At 68.4% G+C, this 18,302-nt stretch carries 16 protein-coding genes; 12 read left to right on the top strand and 4 right to left on the bottom strand.

Features of this window, described 5'->3' with window-relative positions; genetic code table 11:
- Nucleotides 1-143 precede the first annotated feature (143 nt).
- Genes AB8M85_RS07125 through sdhC form a run of 4 tightly spaced genes read right to left on the bottom strand, consistent with a single transcriptional unit; the run spans nucleotide 144 to nucleotide 3,613 of the window.
- Complete coding sequence (locus tag AB8M85_RS07125) at nucleotides 144-926, bottom strand: succinate dehydrogenase iron-sulfur subunit (protein ID WP_372698079.1); 783 nt, start codon at nucleotides 924-926, stop codon at nucleotides 144-146.
- On the bottom strand, nucleotides 926-2,713 hold the full coding sequence (gene sdhA, locus AB8M85_RS07120) for a succinate dehydrogenase flavoprotein subunit (protein ID WP_372698078.1): 1,788 nt from the start codon (nucleotides 2,711-2,713) through the stop codon (nucleotides 926-928). Before sdhA ends, AB8M85_RS07125 begins: the two co-directional genes overlap by 1 nt.
- A gap of 51 nt (nucleotides 2,714-2,764) precedes the next feature.
- On the bottom strand, nucleotides 2,765-3,214 hold the full coding sequence (locus AB8M85_RS07115; RefSeq protein WP_372698077.1) for a succinate dehydrogenase hydrophobic membrane anchor subunit: 450 nt from the start codon (nucleotides 3,212-3,214) through the stop codon (nucleotides 2,765-2,767).
- Between the two features lie 3 nt (nucleotides 3,215-3,217).
- On the bottom strand, nucleotides 3,218-3,613 hold the full coding sequence (gene sdhC, locus AB8M85_RS07110) for a succinate dehydrogenase, cytochrome b556 subunit (RefSeq protein WP_372698076.1): 396 nt from the start codon (nucleotides 3,611-3,613) through the stop codon (nucleotides 3,218-3,220).
- Nucleotides 3,614-3,862: 249 nt separating this feature from the next.
- Here sdhC and AB8M85_RS07105 point away from each other — a divergent pair, with 249 nt between their 5' ends.
- From AB8M85_RS07105 to eno, 12 genes are all read left to right on the top strand, one after another.
- Complete coding sequence (locus AB8M85_RS07105; RefSeq protein ID WP_372698075.1) at nucleotides 3,863-4,975, top strand: mannose-1-phosphate guanylyltransferase; 1,113 nt, start codon at nucleotides 3,863-3,865, stop codon at nucleotides 4,973-4,975.
- 113 nt (nucleotides 4,976-5,088) lie between these two features.
- The gene (locus tag AB8M85_RS07100) at nucleotides 5,089-6,297 is read left to right on the top strand and encodes an amidohydrolase (protein ID WP_372698074.1); all 1,209 of its coding nucleotides are present in this window, start codon (nucleotides 5,089-5,091) and stop codon (nucleotides 6,295-6,297) included.
- Nucleotides 6,298-6,504: 207 nt separating this feature from the next.
- Entirely contained in the window at nucleotides 6,505-7,617 is a 1,113-nt protein-coding gene (locus AB8M85_RS07095) for a BMP family protein (RefSeq protein ID WP_372698073.1), read from the top strand.
- A gap of 213 nt (nucleotides 7,618-7,830) precedes the next feature.
- Nucleotides 7,831-9,426 carry an ABC transporter ATP-binding protein gene (locus AB8M85_RS07090; RefSeq protein ID WP_372698072.1) on the top strand — a complete coding sequence of 532 codons (1,596 nt, stop codon included), beginning with the start codon at nucleotides 7,831-7,833 and terminating at the stop codon, nucleotides 9,424-9,426.
- Nucleotides 9,419-10,756 (top strand): ABC transporter permease, encoded by a 1,338-nt coding sequence (locus tag AB8M85_RS07085; protein ID WP_372698071.1) that lies wholly within the window; start codon nucleotides 9,419-9,421, stop codon nucleotides 10,754-10,756. Before AB8M85_RS07090 ends, AB8M85_RS07085 begins: the two co-directional genes overlap by 8 nt.
- 26 nt (nucleotides 10,757-10,782) lie before the next feature.
- Entirely contained in the window at nucleotides 10,783-12,042 is a 1,260-nt protein-coding gene (locus AB8M85_RS07080) for an ABC transporter permease (protein ID WP_372698545.1), read from the top strand.
- 6 nt (nucleotides 12,043-12,048) lie between these two features.
- Nucleotides 12,049-12,468 (top strand): cytidine deaminase, encoded by a 420-nt coding sequence (locus tag AB8M85_RS07075; protein WP_372698070.1) that lies wholly within the window; start codon nucleotides 12,049-12,051, stop codon nucleotides 12,466-12,468.
- 40 nt (nucleotides 12,469-12,508) lie between these two features.
- Complete coding sequence (locus AB8M85_RS07070; RefSeq protein ID WP_372698069.1) at nucleotides 12,509-13,819, top strand: thymidine phosphorylase; 1,311 nt, start codon at nucleotides 12,509-12,511, stop codon at nucleotides 13,817-13,819.
- Nucleotides 13,820-13,994: 175 nt separating this feature from the next.
- Entirely contained in the window at nucleotides 13,995-14,651 is a 657-nt protein-coding gene (locus tag AB8M85_RS07065; protein ID WP_372698068.1) for a DedA family protein, read from the top strand.
- A 107-nt stretch (nucleotides 14,652-14,758) separates the two neighbouring features.
- Nucleotides 14,759-15,937 (top strand): adenosine deaminase, encoded by a 1,179-nt coding sequence (locus AB8M85_RS07060; protein WP_372698067.1) that lies wholly within the window; start codon nucleotides 14,759-14,761, stop codon nucleotides 15,935-15,937.
- 7 nt (nucleotides 15,938-15,944) lie between these two features.
- Nucleotides 15,945-16,739 carry a MazG nucleotide pyrophosphohydrolase domain-containing protein gene (locus AB8M85_RS07055; protein ID WP_372698066.1) on the top strand — a complete coding sequence of 265 codons (795 nt, stop codon included), beginning with the start codon at nucleotides 15,945-15,947 and terminating at the stop codon, nucleotides 16,737-16,739.
- Between the two features lie 77 nt (nucleotides 16,740-16,816).
- Nucleotides 16,817-18,097 (top strand): phosphopyruvate hydratase, encoded by a 1,281-nt coding sequence (eno, locus tag AB8M85_RS07050; protein WP_372698065.1) that lies wholly within the window; start codon nucleotides 16,817-16,819, stop codon nucleotides 18,095-18,097.
- Nucleotides 18,098-18,302: the final 205 nt, after the last annotated feature.

Raw genomic sequence — 18,302 nt, 5'->3', positions numbered from 1 at the left:
GCAGCGGCGGACCCCGGTTGGCTCCACGACTGGCACCCGATAGGCCATCCATGACGCGCCATGACGTGCGACAGGGCGCCGTCACCCCGGTGAGACGGGGTGACAGCGCCCTGTGCGGTAGTGACGGCCGGGGCCGCAGGAGGCTAGACGGAGCGGGCCAGGATGGCCTGCTTGACCTCGGAGATGGCCTTGGTGACCTGGATGCCACGCGGGCACGCCTCGGTGCAGTTGAAGGTGGTGCGGCAGCGCCACACGCCTTCCTTGTCATTGAGGATCTCCAGGCGCATGTCGCCCCCCTCGTCACGGGAGTCGAAGATGAACCGGTGGGCGTTCACGATCGCGGCCGGGCCAAAGTACTGGCCGTCGGTCCAGAACACCGGGCACGACGAGGTGCAGGCTGCACACAGGATGCACTTGGTCGTGTCGTCGTAGCGTTCCCGGTCCTCGGGGGACTGGTAGTGCTCGGCGGCCGGCTCGTGGCCCTTGGTGATCATGAAGGGCATGATCTCGCGGTAGGACTGGAAGAACGGCTCCATGTCCACGATCAGGTCCTTCTCGACCGGCAGGCCCTTGATGGCCTCGACCGTGATGGGCTTGGACGTGTCCAGGTCCTTCAGCAGCGTCTTGCAGGCCAGGCGGTTGCGGCCGTTGATGCGCATGGCATCGGAACCGCAGACGCCGTGGGCGCAGGAGCGGCGGAAGGACAGCGAGCCGTCGATCTCCCACTTCACCTTGTGCAGGGCGTCCAGCACGCGGTCCGTGCCGTACATGGTCAGCGCGTAGTCCTCCCAGGTGGCCTCCTCGGAGAACTCCGGGTTGTAGCGGCGCACGCGCAGGGTGATGTCGAACTGCGGGATCTCCCCGCCGCCACCGACACCGGGGGCCAGATCGACCTTGGATGCTGGTTCGGGAACTTCGCTGCTCATTAGTACTTACGCTCCATCGGCTGGTAACGGGTGAAGATCACGGGCTTGGTGTCGAACCGGATGCCCTGGATGCCCTCCATTTCCGCGGAATCGTCCTTGTAGACCATCGAGTGCTTCATGAAGTTCTCGTCGTCGCGGTCCGGGAAGTCCTCACGGAAGTGGCCGCCGCGTGATTCGTGGCGGTGCAGGGCGGAGACGGACATGACCTCGGCCAGGTCCAACAGGAAGCCGAGCTCCACGGCTTCGAGCAGATCCAGGTTGAAGCGCTTGCCCTTGTCCTGGATGCTGATGTTCTTGTACCGCTCGCGGAAGCCCTTGACGTCGGCCAGGGCCTTCATGATGGTCTCCTTGGTGCGGAAGACCTGCATGTTGGCGTCCATGGTGTCCTGGAGTTCCTTGCGGATCGCGGCGATGCGCTCGGTACCGGTACCGGTGCGCACGACGTCGAGCAAGGCCTCCGTGTCGGCGACCGGGTTCTCCGGCAGCTCGACCCAGTCGGCCGTCTTGGAGTACTCGGCGGCGGCGATGCCCGAGCGCTTGCCGAACACGTTGATGTCCAGCAGGGAGTTCGTGCCCAACCGGTTGGAGCCGTGGACGGAGACGCAGGCGACCTCGCCGGCGGCGTAGAGGCCCGGGATGGTGAATTCGTTGTCCTGGAAGACCTCGCCCTTGATGTTCGTCGGCACGCCGCCCATCACGTAGTGGGCGGTCGGGAAGACCGGCACCGGCTCCGTGTAGGGCTCGACGCCGAGGTAAGTGCGGGCGAACTCGGTGATGTCCGGGAGCTTCGCGTCGATGTGGGCCGGTTCCAGGTGCGTCAGGTCCAGCAGGACGTAGTCCTTGTTCGGGCCGCAGCCGCGGCCTTCGCGGACCTCGTTGGCCATCGACCGGGCCACAATGTCACGCGGCGCCAGGTCCTTGATGGTCGGGGCGTAGCGTTCCATGAACCGCTCGCCCTCGGAGTTGCGCAGGATCGCGCCCTCGCCGCGCGCGGCTTCGGAGAGCAGGATGCCCAGGCCGGCGAGGCCGGTGGGGTGGAACTGGACGAACTCCATGTCCTCCAGCGGGATGCCCTTGCGGAAGGCGATGCCCATGCCGTCGCCGGTGAGGGTGTGGGCATTGGAGGTGGTCTTGAAGACCTTGCCAGCGCCGCCGGTGGCCAGGATGACCGACTTCGCCTGGAAGACATGGATCTCGCCGGTGGCCAGATCGTAGGAAACGACGCCGGCGATGCGCTTCTGCAGGTAGGTGGTGCCGTCCTCGCGGGTGGCCTCCTCCTCGACGGTCAGCATGTCGAGCACGTAGTACTCGTTGTAGAACTCGACGTTGTGCTTGACGCAGTTCTGGTACAGCGTCTGCAGGATCATGTGGCCGGTGCGGTCTGCGGCGTAGCAGGAGCGGCGGACCGGCGCCTTGCCGTGGTCGCGGGTGTGGCCGCCGAAGCGGCGCTGGTCGATCTTGCCCTCGGGCGTGCGGTTGAACGGCAGGCCCATCTTCTCCAGGTCGAGGACCGCCTCGATGGCCTCCTTGGCCATGACCTCGGCTGCGTCCTGGTCAACCAGGTAGTCGCCGCCCTTGACGGTGTCGAAGGTGTGCCACTCCCAGTTGTCTTCTTCGACGTTGGCCAGGGCAGCGCACATGCCGCCCTGTGCGGCCCCCGTGTGGGAACGAGTGGGGTAAAGCTTGGTCAGCACGGCCGTGTGGGCGCGCTGGCCGGACTCGATGGCAGCACGCATGCCTGCGCCACCGGCGCCGACAATGACGACGTCGTACTTATGTACCTGCATACCGGATGCTCTCTCTTCTTTGAATCTTGTTTTCGGCGAAGCTCGCCGGGACTACTGGCAGACCGCGAGGGTGGAGCCCGGGATGCACGGATCGAAGGTGAAGATCACCAGGGTGCCGAGGATGATGATGGCCGCGGAGCACAGCATGAGCACCAGCTGCAGCCAGAACCGCGGGCGGTCCTTCTCCACGTAGTCGGCGATGATCGTGCGCACGCCGTTGGTGCCATGCAGCATGGCCAGCCACAACATGGCCAGGTCCCAGAACTGCCAGAGGGGGCTGGCCCACTTGCCGGCCACGAAGCCGAAGTCGATGGCGTGCACGCCGTCGCCGACCAGCAGGTTCACGAAGAGGTGCCCGAAGATCAGGATGACCAGCAGGACACCGGAGATGCGCATGAACAGCCACGCCAGCATCTCGAAGTTGCCGCTCTTGGACTTGGAGCGGGTGTACTTGGGGTCGATGCGCCCCGTGCGTGGTGCAACGAATTCTGTGGTTGCCATGGCTTAAAGACCTCCGAAAGCGAGGGACAAGTGGCGGATCCCGAAACCGACGACGGCAACGACCCACACGATCAGCACGCCCCAGAGCATCTGCCGCTGGTACTTCGGCCCGGACTTCCAGAAGTCAACGAGGACGAGGCGCAGGCCGTTGAAGGCGTGGAACATGATCGCAGCGACGAGACCGAATTCCCCGATGGCCATCAACGGGTTTTTGTACGTGCCGATCACTGCGTCGTAGGCACCGGGGGAGACCCGCACCAGGGACGTATCGAGCACGTGCACCAGAAGAAACAAGAAAATGACGACACCGGTGACCCGATGCCCTACCCAGGACCACATGCCTTCGCGGCCGCGGTAGAGGGTGCCTGACGATGTCTTCGACACTGAATTAACCTCCATGCATCGCAAGGGCGTTCGTGTGGCGTGCACACAAAAGATTGGCGCCGGTGCGTAAGCGTTCCTAGCCTGATCCTAGACCACAGGGGACTCTCAGGCTTCTTCTTTACCCTACCCTTGTGGCGAGCCTCACGTTGTCTGTGCTGACGTGGCGTATCGCCCGGAATCCTGCGGAAAATACGTGACGTTTGCGTGTGGTAAATCGCGCTGCGGCTCCCGCGATTCCGGCCGGTGATCGCTTAGTGTTGACTCATGAACGAAGACCTTCTGGCCCGGTTCCACGGCGTCATCCCCGCAGGCGGAGTCGGGACCCGGCTGTGGCCCCTCTCGCGTGCGGCAGCCCCCAAGTTCCTCCACGACCTGACCGGTTCGGGGACGACGCTCATCCGCGCGACCTATGAACGGCTCCTGCCGCTGGCCGACCATCGCATCATGGTTGTCACCGGGCAGGCACACCGCGGGGCCGTCCAGGCCCAGCTGCCCGAACTGGAGGAGTCGAACCTCGTCCTCGAATCCGAGCCGAAGGACTCTGGCGCCGCCATCGGGCTGGCCGCCGCCATCCTGCACCGCCGGAACCCCGACATCATCATGGGCTCCTTTGCCGCGGACCAGGTCATCGGCCCCGTGGAGGTCTTCCAGGAAACGGTGCGCGAGGCAATCCATACGGCGGCCACCGGCAAGATCGTCACCATCGGGATCAAGCCGGTGTCGCCGTCGACCGCTTTCGGCTACATCCGGGCCGGACAGGCGCTCCAGGTGGAGGGCGCACCCAGCGCGACCTCGGTGCTCGAATTCGTGGAGAAGCCGGACGAGGCGGTTGCCCAGGGGTATGTGGACAGTGGCGACTACCTCTGGAATGCGGGCATGTTCGTGGCCCCCGTGTCGTTGATGCTGAAGCACCTCGAGCGCAACGAGCCAGAGCTGCATGCCGGCCTGATGGAGATCGCCGCGGCCTGGGACACGGATGAACGCGACGCCGTGAAGCAGCGCATCTGGCCGGACCTGCCCAAGATCGCCATCGACTACGCAGTGGCCGAACCGGCCGCCGCGGTCGGCGATGTGGCCATGATCCCCGGGGACTTCACCTGGGACGACGTGGGGGATTTCGCGGCCATCGGGCGGCTCAACCCGGCCAGCGAGGCCACGAACCTCACGGTCCTGGGGGAGGGCGCGCGGGTCTACGCCGACCAGGCCTCGGGCGTCGTGGTCTCCGACACCCACCGGATGATCGCGCTCATTGGCATCGAAAATGTTGTCGTCGTCGATACCGGGGATGCCCTGCTGGTGACCACCAGCGACCATGCGCAGTCGGTGAAGAAGGCCGTGGAGGCGCTCAAGGCGTCCGGGGACGTCGACGTCCTGTAGGCCGTCCCGGTCTGCGCCGGCCCGGCGCACCCGCCGCGAAAGGCCGTGCGGGCGGCGCAACAACTGCGTTGCGAACTCGGATCTTGCCTGCCGTTCGTCGTAGGGTCGTGCATGTGACTCGAGAACCAGCGCAGCAATCGTCCCATCCCGCCATCGGGCCCTGGCTGGCACCGCTGCTGCCCCAGCTGATCGGTTTCCGCCGCGACGTGCACGCCAACCCGGAACTGTCCTTCCAGGAGTTCCGGACCACCGAACGCATCACCGCGGCGTTGCAGGCGGCCGGACTCGAACCGCAGCCCTTGGAGAGCACCGGGCTCTTCGTGGACATCGGCGACGGCGACATCCGCCTGGGCCTGCGCGCCGACATCGATGCCCTGCCGATCCTGGAGGAAACGGGCCTCGACTACGCCTCCACGCGCAACGGCGTCTGCCATGCCTGCGGCCACGATATCCACACCACCGTGATGCTGGGCGTGGCCCTGACCCTGGGCCGCATGCATGCCGCCGGGGAACTGGGAGGGCGCATCCGCATCATCTTCCAGCCAGCGGAGGAGACCATGCCCGGAGGCGCGCTGAGCGTCATCGAGCAGGGAGTGCTGGAGGGCGTTCCGCGGATCCTGGCGCTGCATTGCGAGCCGCGGGTCGACGCCGGAATGATCGGCACCCGCATCGGCGCGATCACCAGTGCCAGCGACACGATCAAGATCGAACTCACCGGCCGCGGCGGACACACCTCCCGCCCGCACCTGACCGAGGACCTGGTCTTCGCGTTGGCCGAGATCGCCGTGAACGTCCCGGCCGTGCTGAACCGCAGGATCGATGTGCGCAGCGCCGTATCGGTGGTCTGGGGGCAGATCCACGCCGGCTCGGCCCCGAACGCGATCCCGGCCGCCGGCTACATGGCCGGGACCATGCGCTGCCTGGATGGTGCGGCCTGGGAATCCGCGGGGACGCTGCTGGACGAGGTGGTCCGGCAGGTTGCGGTTCCCTACGGCGTCGACGTGAAGCTCGAGCACACGCGGGGGGTGCCCCCGGTCGTCAACGCCGAGGCCGAAACGGACCTGATCGAACGCGCCGCACGGGCCGAGATCGGTTCGACGTCGATCGTGCTCACCCCCCAGTCCATGGGAGGGGAGGATTTTGCCTGGATGACGCACAAGATCCCGGGTGCCATGATGCGCCTGGGGACCAGGGCGCCGGGCGGGGAGACCTACGACCTACACCGGGGGGACTACATCCCCGACGAGCGCGCGATCGAAACCGGCGTCCGGGTCATGGCCGCCGCCGCCTTGCGGGCCATCGACGGTGGACAGGACGCCTGAAACGTCTACTTGTTGGTAACAAATAGTCAACAATATTGACGTGTCACAGGCATGTGGTGGCCGGGCCGCCGTCGGCGGCGCTACTGTATTGCCCGTCACGTCTTCCTGCCTTGGGAGGGCGGACGCGGTTGGCTCCCTTTCGTGGCAGGATGTATCGCCCGGGCCCGGAGGGACGGACCCGATGCACCACTCGTCACTGGAGGAAACTTGAAGAAGCCACAGCGCACCCTGAAGCGCTCCACCGGCCAGCTCGCTGCCGTCCTGGGCGTCTCCGCCCTGGTCCTGACCGCCTGCGGAACCGCCCCCGAGGCCACTGAGACGGCGGCCGCCTCGACCCACCCGGGCGCCGCCGACTACACCGGCTGCATCGTCTCGGACTCCGGCGGATTCGACGACCGCTCGTTCAACCAGTCCTCCTACGAAGGCCTGATGAAGGCCAAGAAGGAACTGGGCATCAAGACCAAGGAAGCCGAATCCCAGGCAGCCACCGACTTCGAGCCGAACCTCAGCTCCATGGTCAAGAGCGGCTGCGACCTGACGGTCACCGTCGGGTTCCTCTTGGCCGATGCCACCAAGAAGCTGGCCAAGGCCAACCCCGACGCGCACTTCGCGATCATCGACGACAACTCGATCGACGCCGAAAACGTCAAGCCCATCATCTACGACACGGCCCAGGCAGCGTTCATGGCCGGCTACCTGGCCGCCGGGACCACCGAGACCGGCAAGGTCGCCACCTACGGCGGCATGAACATCCCGACCGTGACCATCTTCATGGATGGCTACTACGAGGGCGTGCAGTACTACAACGAGCAGAAGGACGAGGACGTCAAGGTCCTGGGCTGGAACGCCGACAAGCAGAACGGCACGTTCACCGGGGACTTCGAGAACCAGGGCAAGGGCAAGACGAACACGACGAACTTCATCAACGAAGGCGCCGATGTCATCATGCCCGTGGCCGGCCCCGTGGGCCTGGGCACCATCGACGCCGTCACCGAGGCCAACGCCAATGGCAAGGACGCCAAGGTCATCTGGGTCGACTCCGACGGCTACAACACCGTTCCCAACGGCAAGGAATACATCCTCAGCTCGGTCGTCAAGCTCATGGGCGAAGCCGTGGACAAGGTGGTCACCGCGGACGTTGACGGGAACTTCGACAACGCACCCTACGTCGGCACGTTGGAAAACGAGGGCGTTGCCCTGGCCCCGTTCCACGACTTCGACTCCAAGGTCTCCGACGAGATGAAGTCTGAACTCGACCAGATCAAGGCCGACATCATCTCCGGGAAGATCGAGGTCGACTCCCCGTCCAGCCCGAAGTAACCGGCACCCGGTTGCCGCCGGCGGCCCATGGGCTCCCGGCGGCGTTTCCGGACAGCGCACGCCGTCCAGCTCCCACACCCGATGCGGTGGGCTGGGCGGCGTGTGCCTGCCCACCGCCCGGCTTTCGCGACTACGCTGGGTCCGACGGTCTCCACGACCTGTGATATCCGCGGCCACGGCGTGCCCGGACAAGAAGGGAAATAAGGTAACGGCGTGAAACTGGAACTCCGCGGAATTACCAAGAAATTCGGGTCCTTCACGGCCAACGACGACATCACCGTTGTCGTCGAACCCGGCCAGGTCCACTCGCTGCTGGGTGAGAACGGGGCGGGCAAGTCGACGCTGATGAACGTCCTCTTCGGCCTGTACGAGGCCACGGCCGGCCAGGTCCTCATCGACGATTCCCCTGTCCGGTTCAACGGCCCCGGCGACGCCATGGCCGCGGGCATCGGCATGGTCCACCAGCACTTCATGCTCGTCCCGGTGTTCACGGTCGCCGAGAACGTGGCCCTGGGCGACGAGGCCACCCGGGGCGCCGGCGTGCTGGACATGGAGGCGACCCGCCGCAAGATCCGCGAGATCTCCGACCGGTTCGGCTTCCACGTCGACCCCGATGCCCTCGTCGAGGACCTTCCCGTGGGCGTCCAGCAGCGGGTGGAGATCATCAAGGCCCTCGTGCGCGAAGCCAAGGTCCTGATCCTGGACGAGCCCACCGCGGTGCTCACCCCGCAGGAAACCGACGAGCTGCTGAACATCATCCGCCAACTGCGCGACGCCGGCACCTCGGTCGTCTTCATCTCCCACAAGCTGCGCGAGGTCAAGGAGATCTCGGACGTGATCACCGTGATCCGCCGCGGCAAGGTCGTCGGAAACGCCGAACCGAGTGCCTCGGCGGCCGAACTCGCCTCGCTGATGGTCGGCCGGTCCGTGAGCCTGAGCCTGGACAAGGAACCGGCCACCCCGGGCGAACGGACCTTCACCGTCGAGGACCTCACCGTGCTGGCCGACAACGGCCAGGTCCTGCTCGATGGCGTCGGGTTCTCGATCTCGAAAGGCGAGATCCTCGCGGTCGCCGGCGTGCAGGGCAACGGGCAGACCGAGCTCACCGAGGCCATCATGGGCCTGCTGGACCACACTTCGGGACGGATCACGCTCGAGGGGCAGGACCTGCTGGGGCGCAGCGTCAAGTCGATCATCAACGCTGGGGTCGGCTTCGTCCCCGAGGACCGCAGCACCGACGGACTGGTGGGCACCTTCACCGTCGCCGAGAACCTGGTCCTGAACCAGTACGACCGGCCGCCGTTCGCCCGCGGGATGAACATGCGCGGAACGGTCATCGCGGAGAATGCCGACGCGAAGATCGTCGAATACGACATCCGCACCCAGGGCGCCCAATCCGATGCGGGCACGCTCTCGGGCGGCAACCAGCAAAAAGTCGTCATGGCCCGCGAGCTCTCCCGGCCGCTGAAGCTGTTCATTGCCTCCCAGCCGACGCGCGGCGTCGACGTCGGCTCCATCGAGTTCCTGCACCGCCGCATCATCGCCGAACGGGACGCGGGGACCCCCGTCCTCATCGTCTCCACCGAACTGGACGAAGTCGTCGAACTGGCCGACCGCATCGCAGTGCTCTACAAGGGCCAGCTGGTCGGCATCGTCCCGGGCGACACCCCCCGCGATGTCCTGGGCCTGATGATGGCCGGGGCCTCCGCCGACGAGGCCGGAGCCACCGCCGGCGATCCCGCCCAGCCCGCTGCCACCGCCGTCGACACCCCCGCGGCCAACCAAGAAGAGGAGCACGGGAATGAGTGATCCCGCGAACCTGCCGGACCGAGACCCAGCGTCCACCGACAACCCGACCCAGCCACCGCCGCAGGATTCGGTTCCCGGCGGTGCGGCGGCCGGGAACACTCCGGCCCAGCTGGCGGAGGCCGCGCCGCGTGAACCGGGGGCATCGCTCATGCACCGGATCACCACCGGCAACGGCCTGGTCTCCGTCCTGGCCATCCTGCTCTCCCTGATCGTCGGCGCCATCCTGATCGCGGCCACCGACGAGCGGGTGACCTCCACGGCCAGCTACTTCTTCGCCCGGCCCACGGACATGCTCTCGGCCATCTGGACCTCGGTCTCGGATGCCTACGGCGCGTTGTTCCGCAGCGCCATCTTCAACACCCAGGCCGACGGGTTCGCCAACGCGATCTACCCGTTGACCGAGACCCTGACGGTCGCCACGCCGCTGATCCTGGCCGGCCTCGGCGTTGCCCTGGCCTTCCGCGTGGGCCTGTTCAACATCGGCGGCCAGGGACAGATCATCCTCGGCGCGATGCTGGCCGGCTGGGTCGGGTTCACGCTGGACCTGCCCGCAGGGATCCACCTGCTCCTGGCAGTTGTCGCCGGCATCGTCGGCGGGGCCATCTGGGGTGGCATCGCCGGGGTCCTGAAGGCCAAGCGCGGCGCCCATGAGGTCATCGTGACCATCATGCTCAACTACATCGCGGTCTACCTGCTGCTCTACGCGCTGACCACCCCGGGCTTCCAGCGCCCGGGCTCGAACAACCCGATCAGCCCCGAGATCCACCAGTCGGCGGCCTACCCGCTGCTGTTCGGCAGCGGCTACCGGCTGCACCTGGGCTTCGTGGTGGCCCTGCTGGCGGTCGCGTTCGTCTGGTGGCTGCTCAACCGCTCCACCGCCGGCTTCGAACTGCGTGCCGTGGGGGCCAACCCGCAGGCCGCCCGCACCGCCGGCATCAACGTCCCGCGCGCCTACATCACTGCCATGGTCCTCGCCGGTGCCCTGGCCGGACTGGCCGGAACCGCGCAGATCTCCGGTACCGAGCGCTCCCTCTCCGGCGACATCGCCGCCAGCTTCGGCTTCGACGCGATCACGGTGGCCCTGCTGGGCCGCTCGAACCCGATCGGGACGCTCTTTGCCGGCCTGCTGTTCGGCGCCCTGCGCGCCGGCGGCGTCGGCATGCAGTCCAACACCGGCATCCCCATCGACATCGTCCTGGTCGTGCAGTCGTTCATCGTGCTGTTCATCGCCGCCCCGCCGCTGGTGCGCTCGATCTTCCGCATCCACACCGGCCAGAAGAAGAGCAGGAAAGCCACGGCGCGCACCGCCAAGGCGGGAGGAGCAGCGTGAGCACCGCAACCACAACACCGGCATCCATGGCCCGTGCGGCCGCCCCGGCCATCCGCAGCTGGGGCGGACCGGCCGCCCTGGCGGTCCTGGCCGTCATCGCGTTGCTGGGCTTCGCCATCGGCAGCCCGCACGAGACGGCGCGTTTCCGGATCTCCCGCGACTCCGATGCCCTGAAGGTCCCCGACGTCGTGCTGGGCACGACGGTGGTGGGCTGGATCACCGCCGTCGTGCTCCTGCTCCTGGCGGCCTATGCCTTCCAGCTCACCTCCCGGGGCCGGCGCCTGCCGCGCTGGCTCGTTCCGGCCTTCGCCGCCGTGTGGGTCATCGCGTTCCTGGTCTGGGTCATCGGCAGCGCCAACAACCCCAGCGTCTACTTCTCCGGCCTCATCGCCGGATCGTTCACGCTGGCGATCCCGCTGATCTTCGGCTCGCTTTCCGGCGTGCTCTGCGAACGTTCGGGGGTCATCAACATCGCCATCGAGGGCCAGCTGCTCGCCGGTGCCTTCGGGGCGGCGATCGTCGGGTCCATCACGCAGAGCCTGCTGGCCGGCGTCCTGGCCGCCATCGTGGCCAGCGTGGTTGTCTCGATGGTGCTGGCCGTGTTCAGCATCAAGTACCTGGTCAACCAGGTGATTGTCGGCGTCGTGCTCAACGTGCTCGTCGCGGGCCTGACCAGCTTCCTGTTCTCCACCGTGATGAAGAGCGACTCGGCCCTGTTCAACGCGCCGCCGAGCTTCCACAACATCCGCATCCCCGGGCTGGCCGAGATCCCGATCTTCGGCCCGATCCTGTTCGACCAGACGATCCTGGGCTACGGCATGTACGTGGCCGTGTTCCTGGTGTGGTTCGGCCTGTTCAAGACCCGGTGGGGCCTGCGTGTGCGCGCCGTCGGCGAACATCCCAAGGCCGCCGACACAGTGGGCATCCGGGTGAACGCCATCCGGTTCTGGAACGTCACCCTCGCCGGCGTCGTGGCCGGTGTCGGCGGCGCATTCTTCACCCTGGTCACCTCCTCGTCCTTCAACAAGGAAATGACCGCCGGACAGGGCTTCATCGCCCTGGCGGCGCTGATCTTCGGGCGCTGGAACCCGATCGGGGCGTTCTTCGCCGCCCTGCTGTTCGGGTTCTCGCTGAACCTCTCGTTCGTGCTGACCATCCTGGGCACGCCGGTCCCGAGCCAGTTCATGCAGATGCTGCCCTACGTGGTCACCGTCTTCGCCGTCGCCGGCCTGGCCGGCAAGTCCCGGCCCCCGGCCTCCAACGGCATCCCCTACGTGAAGGAGTAACCGGCCATGAGCACAGGCACGCCGTCGTCGCCGCTGTCCGAGGCGGACTGGGAACGGCTGCGCACCGCGGCCACCGAGGCCATGGCCCACGCCTACGCCCCGTATTCGCAGTACCCGGTAGGAGCCGCGGCCCTGACCGAGGACGGACGGCTGGTCAGCGGCTGCAACGTGGAGAACGCCGCCTACGGGGTGGTCCTCTGCGCCGAATGCACGCTTATCGGCGAACTGCACATGACCGGCGGAGGACGGCTGCGGGCGTTCTACTGCGTTGACGGGCAGGGCTCGATCCTCATGCCCTGCGGGCGTTGCCGGCAGCTGCTGCACGAACACCGCGGCCCCGACCTGGAGCTGATGACCACCAGCGGGATCAGGACCATGGACCAGGTCCTGCCCGACGCCTTCGGCCCGGAGGACCTGCTCCGCTAGCCCGCACACCCGCACCGCCACCTTCGACGAAAGGCCCAGCATGAGCACCGAGAACTTCGACGCGGTCGACATCATCCGCATCAAGCGCGACCGCGGCACGCTCACGCCCGAGCAGATCGACTGGACCATCGACGCGTACACCCGCGGGGTCATCGCCGAGGAGCAGATGGCCGCGTTGAACATGGCGATCCTGCTCAACGGGATGGACCGCGCCGAGATCTCCCGCTGGACGACGGCGATGATCAACTCGGGTGAACGCATGGACTTCTCCGCGCTGCGCACCCGGGAGGGCGCCGTGAAGCCGACGGCCGACAAGCACTCGACCGGGGGAGTGGGGGACAAGATCACCCTGCCGCTGGCCCCGCTGGTCGCCGTCTTCGGCGTTGCCGTCCCGCAGCTCTCCGGCCGCGGGCTCGGGCACACCGGGGGAACCCTGGACAAGCTCGAGGCCATCCCCGGCTGGCAGGCCTCGCTGTCCAACGCGGCCATGATGGACCAGCTGGCCGACTGCGGCGCGGTGATCTGCGCCGCCGGCTCCGGACTGGCACCGGCCGACAAGAAGCTCTACGCGCTGCGCGATGTGACCGGCACCGTGGAGGCCATCCCGCTGATCGCCTCCTCGATCATGTCCAAGAAGATCGCCGAGGGCACCGGCACCCTCGTCCTCGACGTCAAGGTCGGCTCCGGCGCCTTCATGAAGGACGAGGCCGACGCCCGCGAACTGGCCCGCACGATGGTGGGCCTGGGCACCGACGCGGGAGTACGCACCGTGGCCCTGCTGACGAACATGGCCACCCCACTGGGGCGGACCGCCGGCAACGCGATCGAGGTGGAGGAATCCGTGGAGGTCCTCGCCGGCGGCGGCCCCGCCGACGTCGTGGAGTTGACCGTCAAGCTGGCCGAGGAGATGCTCGCCGGGGCCGGGGTGCATGACGCCGATCCCGCGGCCGCCCTGGCCGACGGCCGCGCCATGGACGTCTGGAACCGGATGATCTCCGCCCAGGGCGGGGACCCCGCGGCCCCGCTTCCGGTCGCCCGCGAATCGGAGACCGTCTACGCCCAGGCCGACGGGGTGCTCGCCGAGCTCGATGCCCTCTCCGTGGGCGTCGCCGCCTGGCGCCTCGGTGCCGGCCGGGCCCGCCGGGAGTACCAGGTCCAGGCCGGGGCCGGGGTGCGGATGCACGCCAAACCCGGCGACGTGGTGCGCCGCGGGCAACCGCTGATGACGCTGCTGACCGACACGCCCGACCGGTTCGCCCGGGCGCTGGAGGCCCTGGAGGGGGCGACGACGATCGCCGCGGAGGGAAGCCGCAGCGGCCAGCGGCTCATCCTGGACCGCATCGCCGAATAGCCGCACCGGCGGCGTCTCCTCAGGGATGACCCCCGCTCATCCCTGAATCATCCCCTGGTCGGACGGCAAACCGCCCGCCGCGGGGTCAGAATGGAACCATCGCCCCGCTGATGCCGGGCGGGACCCTGCCGGCCCGGCCCCGGTACGGTGCCACCCCAGCCGAGGGACTTGCCCCATGGAGATCATCAACGAGGCCATCCTCCACGCCTCCACCGCGTGGTGGATCCTGCCCGTGCTCTTCCTGTTCTGCACCATCGACGGGCTGCTCCCGCTGCTGCCCAGCGAGACGCTGATCGTCGCGCTGGCCAGCGTGGCCGTGGCCTCGGGCATCCCGAACATCTTCCTGCTGGGACTGGTCGGATCGGCCGGGGCCATCCTCGGGGACCAGATCGCCTACCGCTGCGGCCGCCGGATCGGGCTGGAGCGCTTCCGCTGGATGCGCGGCGCCCGGGCGCGGAAGTCCTTCGCCTTCGCCCGGCGCGAACTCGAGCGGCGCGGGGCACTGCTGATCTTCACCGCTCGCTACATCCCCGTCGGCCGCGTCGCCGTGAACTTCACCGCCGGCGCCACGAACTTCTCGCTGCGCCGCTTCACGCTGCTGGACATCATGGGCTGCCTGACTTGGGGTGCCTACTCTGCGACCATCGGCGCGGTCGGCGGCCACTGGATGAGCGACAACCCGCTGCTGGGTATCGGCCTGTCCATCGCCATCGCCCTGGTCCTGGGTTTCGTTGTCGACCGCGTCGTCAATGCCGTGCTGCGCCGGCTCGGGCGCGAGGAACCGCTTCCCGAACCCGAGCTGGTCCCGGCCGGGGCCGACGCCGACCGGTAGGCGCCGCGGACCGGGTCCTGCCGGCGACCCCGGCGACCGGGGCGCAGGGCGCAGGGCGCGCGGCGTGCCGGTTCCGCTGCCCCCGGGCGCCCAGTACGCTGGGGTACGTGACTGAAGAGCTGATCCACACCGCCTATGACCCCGACTTCGACTTCCGCAGCCTGCCCAAGGTCTCGCTGCACGACCACCTCGACGGCGGGCTGCGCCCCGCCACCATCATCGAACTCGCCGCCGCGGCCGGGCATGAGCTGCCGGCCACCGAACCGGCAGCCCTGGCCGAGTGGTTCCGCGAATCGGCGGACTCCGGTTCGCTGCCGCGCTACCTCGAGACCTTCGACCACACCATCGCCGTGATGCAGACGCGCGAGAACCTCGCCCGCGTGGCCCGCGAATTCGTCGAGGACCTCGCCGACGACGGCGTCGTCTACGGGGAAGTGCGCTGGGCCCCCGAACAGCACCTGGCCGGCGGGCTGAGCCTGGACGAGGCCGTCGAGGCGGTCCAGGAGGGCCTGGAAGCCGGCGTCGAAGCCGTCGAGGCCAGTGGCCGTCCCATCCAGGTCGGGCAGCTGGTCACCGCGATGCGCCACGCCGACCGCGGCGTGGAGATCGCCGAGCTCGCCCTGCGCCACCGCGACCGCGGGGCCGTCGGCTTCGACATCGCCGGGGCCGAGGACGGCTTCCCGCCCTCGCGCATGGCCGCGGCCTTCGACCTGCTGGCCGAGAACTTCTTCCCCGCGACCGTGCACGCCGGCGAGGCCGCCGGAGTCGACTCCATCGCCGACGCCCTGCTCACCGGCCGGGCCCAGCGCCTGGGCCACGGCGTGCGCATCGCCGAGGACATCGAGGTCCAGTTCGGCGGCACCGACGACGACGGCTCCGAGGTCGCCGAGGACACCGGCCTGGTCACGCTCGGCCCGGTGGCCAACTGGGTGCGCGACCGCGGCATCGCCCTGGAGGTCTGCCCGTCGTCGAACCTGCAGACGGGGGCCACCGCCGCCTTCGGCGAGGGCATCGAGTCCCACCCGATCGACCTGCTCTACCAGACCGGGTTCACCGTCACCATCAGCCCGGACAACCGGCTCATGAGCGGCACCAGCCTCTCGGACGAGTTCGAGCTGCTGGTCGAGGCCTTCGACTACGACCTCGACGACCTGCTCGAGCTCACGCTCAACGCCGCCGAAGCCGCCTTCCTGCCGCTCGAGGAGCGCGAGGCCCTGGTGGAGTACATCAACTCCACCTACAACGGGCTCTCCGACGACGGGGACACGGACGACGACGAGGCCTGACCCGCGCATGGACCAGCGCCACGACACGCCGTCCACCGACACGCCGTCTTTCGGCGCACCGGGGGAGCCGCAACGCCTGCTGGGCATCATTGCGGACCTCCGGCGGCACTGCCGGTGGACGGCGGCGCTGACCCACGCCTCGCTGGTGGAGTACCTCGTCGAGGAGTCCTACGAGCTGCTCGAGGCCATCGAGACCGGAGCCGACGAGGCCGAACTGCGCGGCGAACTGGCCGATGTGCTGTACCAGCTGGTGCTGCACTCCGCGATCGCCGCCGAACGCGGCGCCTTCGACTTCACCGACGTCGCCGCGCACCTGAGCGAGAAGATGATCCGGCGCAACACCCACGTCTTCCATCCCGACGGCAGCCTGCGCGACTCCTTCCCCGAATCCACCACGGAGATCATCGCCTCCTGGGACGCCGCCAAGCGCGCCGAAACCCCCGCACGCACCGACCCGTTCTCCTCGCTGCCGCGGCACCTGCCCGCCCTGGCCCTGGCCGACAAGGCCCTGGACCGGGCCGCGCGCTGGACCGGGCACGACGGCGGTGCCCCCGAGGCTCCGCAGGCGTCACCCGGTCCCGTCCCGGTCCCCGAGGACGTCCCGGGCACCCCGGGCACCCCCGGCGCGGCAGCCGGGGACACCGTCCCCGGGACCGAGGAGGAGCTCGGCGCCCTGCTGTTCGGCATCGTCGCGGCAGCCAGGTCTCGCGGACTCGACGCCGAGCGCTCGCTGCGCACCGCCGTCGTGCAGTACATGACGGCGCCACGACCCACATCCCCCGGGGGAACCGGCACACGCTAGGCTGGAGCGCGAGGCAACGTGCCCGCGCTTCCCGTGCCGGGCCCGGCCCCCTACCCACCGACGAAGGAGCACCTTCCATGGCCCTGATCGACGCCATCCACGCCCGCGAGATCCTCGACTCGCGCGGCAACCCCACCGTTGAAGTCGAAGTCCTGCTCTCCGACGGCTCGCTCGGCCGCGCCGCAGTGCCCTCCGGCGCCTCCACCGGCGCCTTCGAGGCCGTCGAACTGCGCGATGGCGACAAGAACCGCTACCTGGGCAAGGGCGTCACCAAGGCGATCGACGCGGTGATCGACACGATCCAGCCCGCCCTGATCGGCCAGGACGCCACCGACCAGCGCGCCATCGACCAGATCATGGGCGACCTCGACGGCACCCCGAACAAGGCCACGCTGGGCGCCAACGCCATCCTGGGCGTCTCCCTGGCCGTCGCCTCCGCCGCCGCGGAGTCCTCCAACCTGCCGCTCTACCGCTACCTGGGCGGGCCGAACGCCCACGTGCTGCCGGTGCCGCTGATGAACATCCTCAACGGCGGCTCCCACGCCGACTCCGACGTGGACATCCAGGAGTTCATGGTCGTGCCCGTCGGCGCCTCCACTTTCTCCGAGGGCCTGCGCATGGGCGTGGAGGTCTACCACGCGCTGAAGTCCGTGCTCAAGGAGCAGGGCCTGTCCACCGGGCTGGGCGACGAGGGCGGCTTCGCCCCGAACCTGCCCAGCAACCGCGCCGCCCTGGAACTGATCACCGAGGCGATCAAGAAGGCCGGCTTCCTCCCCGGCGAGGACGTCGCCCTGGCCCTGGACGTGGCCTCCTCCGAGTTCTTCGAGAACGGCACCTACCAGTTCGAGGGCGCCTCCAAGACCGCAGCCGAGATGAGCGACTACTACGCCCAGCTGGTCGCCGACTTCCCGCTGGTCTCCATCGAGGATCCGCTGGACGAGGACGACTGGGAGGGCTGGAAGACCCTCACCGACGCCATCGGCGACAAGGTCCAGCTGGTGGGCGACGACCTGTTCGTCACCAACCCCGAGCGCCTGCAGCGCGGCATCGACGCCGGCACCGCGAACTCGCTGCTGGTCAAGGTCAACCAGATCGGCTCGCTGACCGAGACCCTGGACGCCGTCTCGCTGGCCCAGCGCAGCGGCTACACCACGATCACCTCGCACCGCTCCGGCGAAACCGAGGACACCACGATCGCCGACATCGCCGTGGCCACCAACGCCGGGCAGATCAAAACCGGCGCCCCGGCCCGCTCCGAGCGCGTGGCGAAGTACAACCAGCTGCTGCGCATCGAGGAGGAGCTCGGCGATGCGGCGGTCTACGCCGGAAAGTCGACGTTCCCGCGTTTCACCGCGTAACGCCGGACCGCAGCGCGTAAGGTTCTGAGGGGAGCCGCCGGATACCGGTGGTTCCCCTCAGGCCGTTCGCGGCCGCCCGGGCACCGCCCGGCCCATCCGTCCACCCGAGCAGACCGGCAGGAGCTTCATGGCCACCCGACGCCCCAACATGCCACGAGTCCGACCGGCCGGGAGCGCGTCGCGGCCGGAGGCCACCACCCCCTCG

Origin of the sequence: Arthrobacter sp. JSM 101049 (assembly GCF_041679245.1) — a bacterium.
In the GTDB taxonomy this organism is placed as follows: domain Bacteria; phylum Actinomycetota; class Actinomycetes; order Actinomycetales; family Micrococcaceae; genus Arthrobacter_H.
The sequence above is the reverse complement of the archived record's forward strand: the minus strand, read 5'-3'. Positions and strand labels throughout refer to the sequence as shown.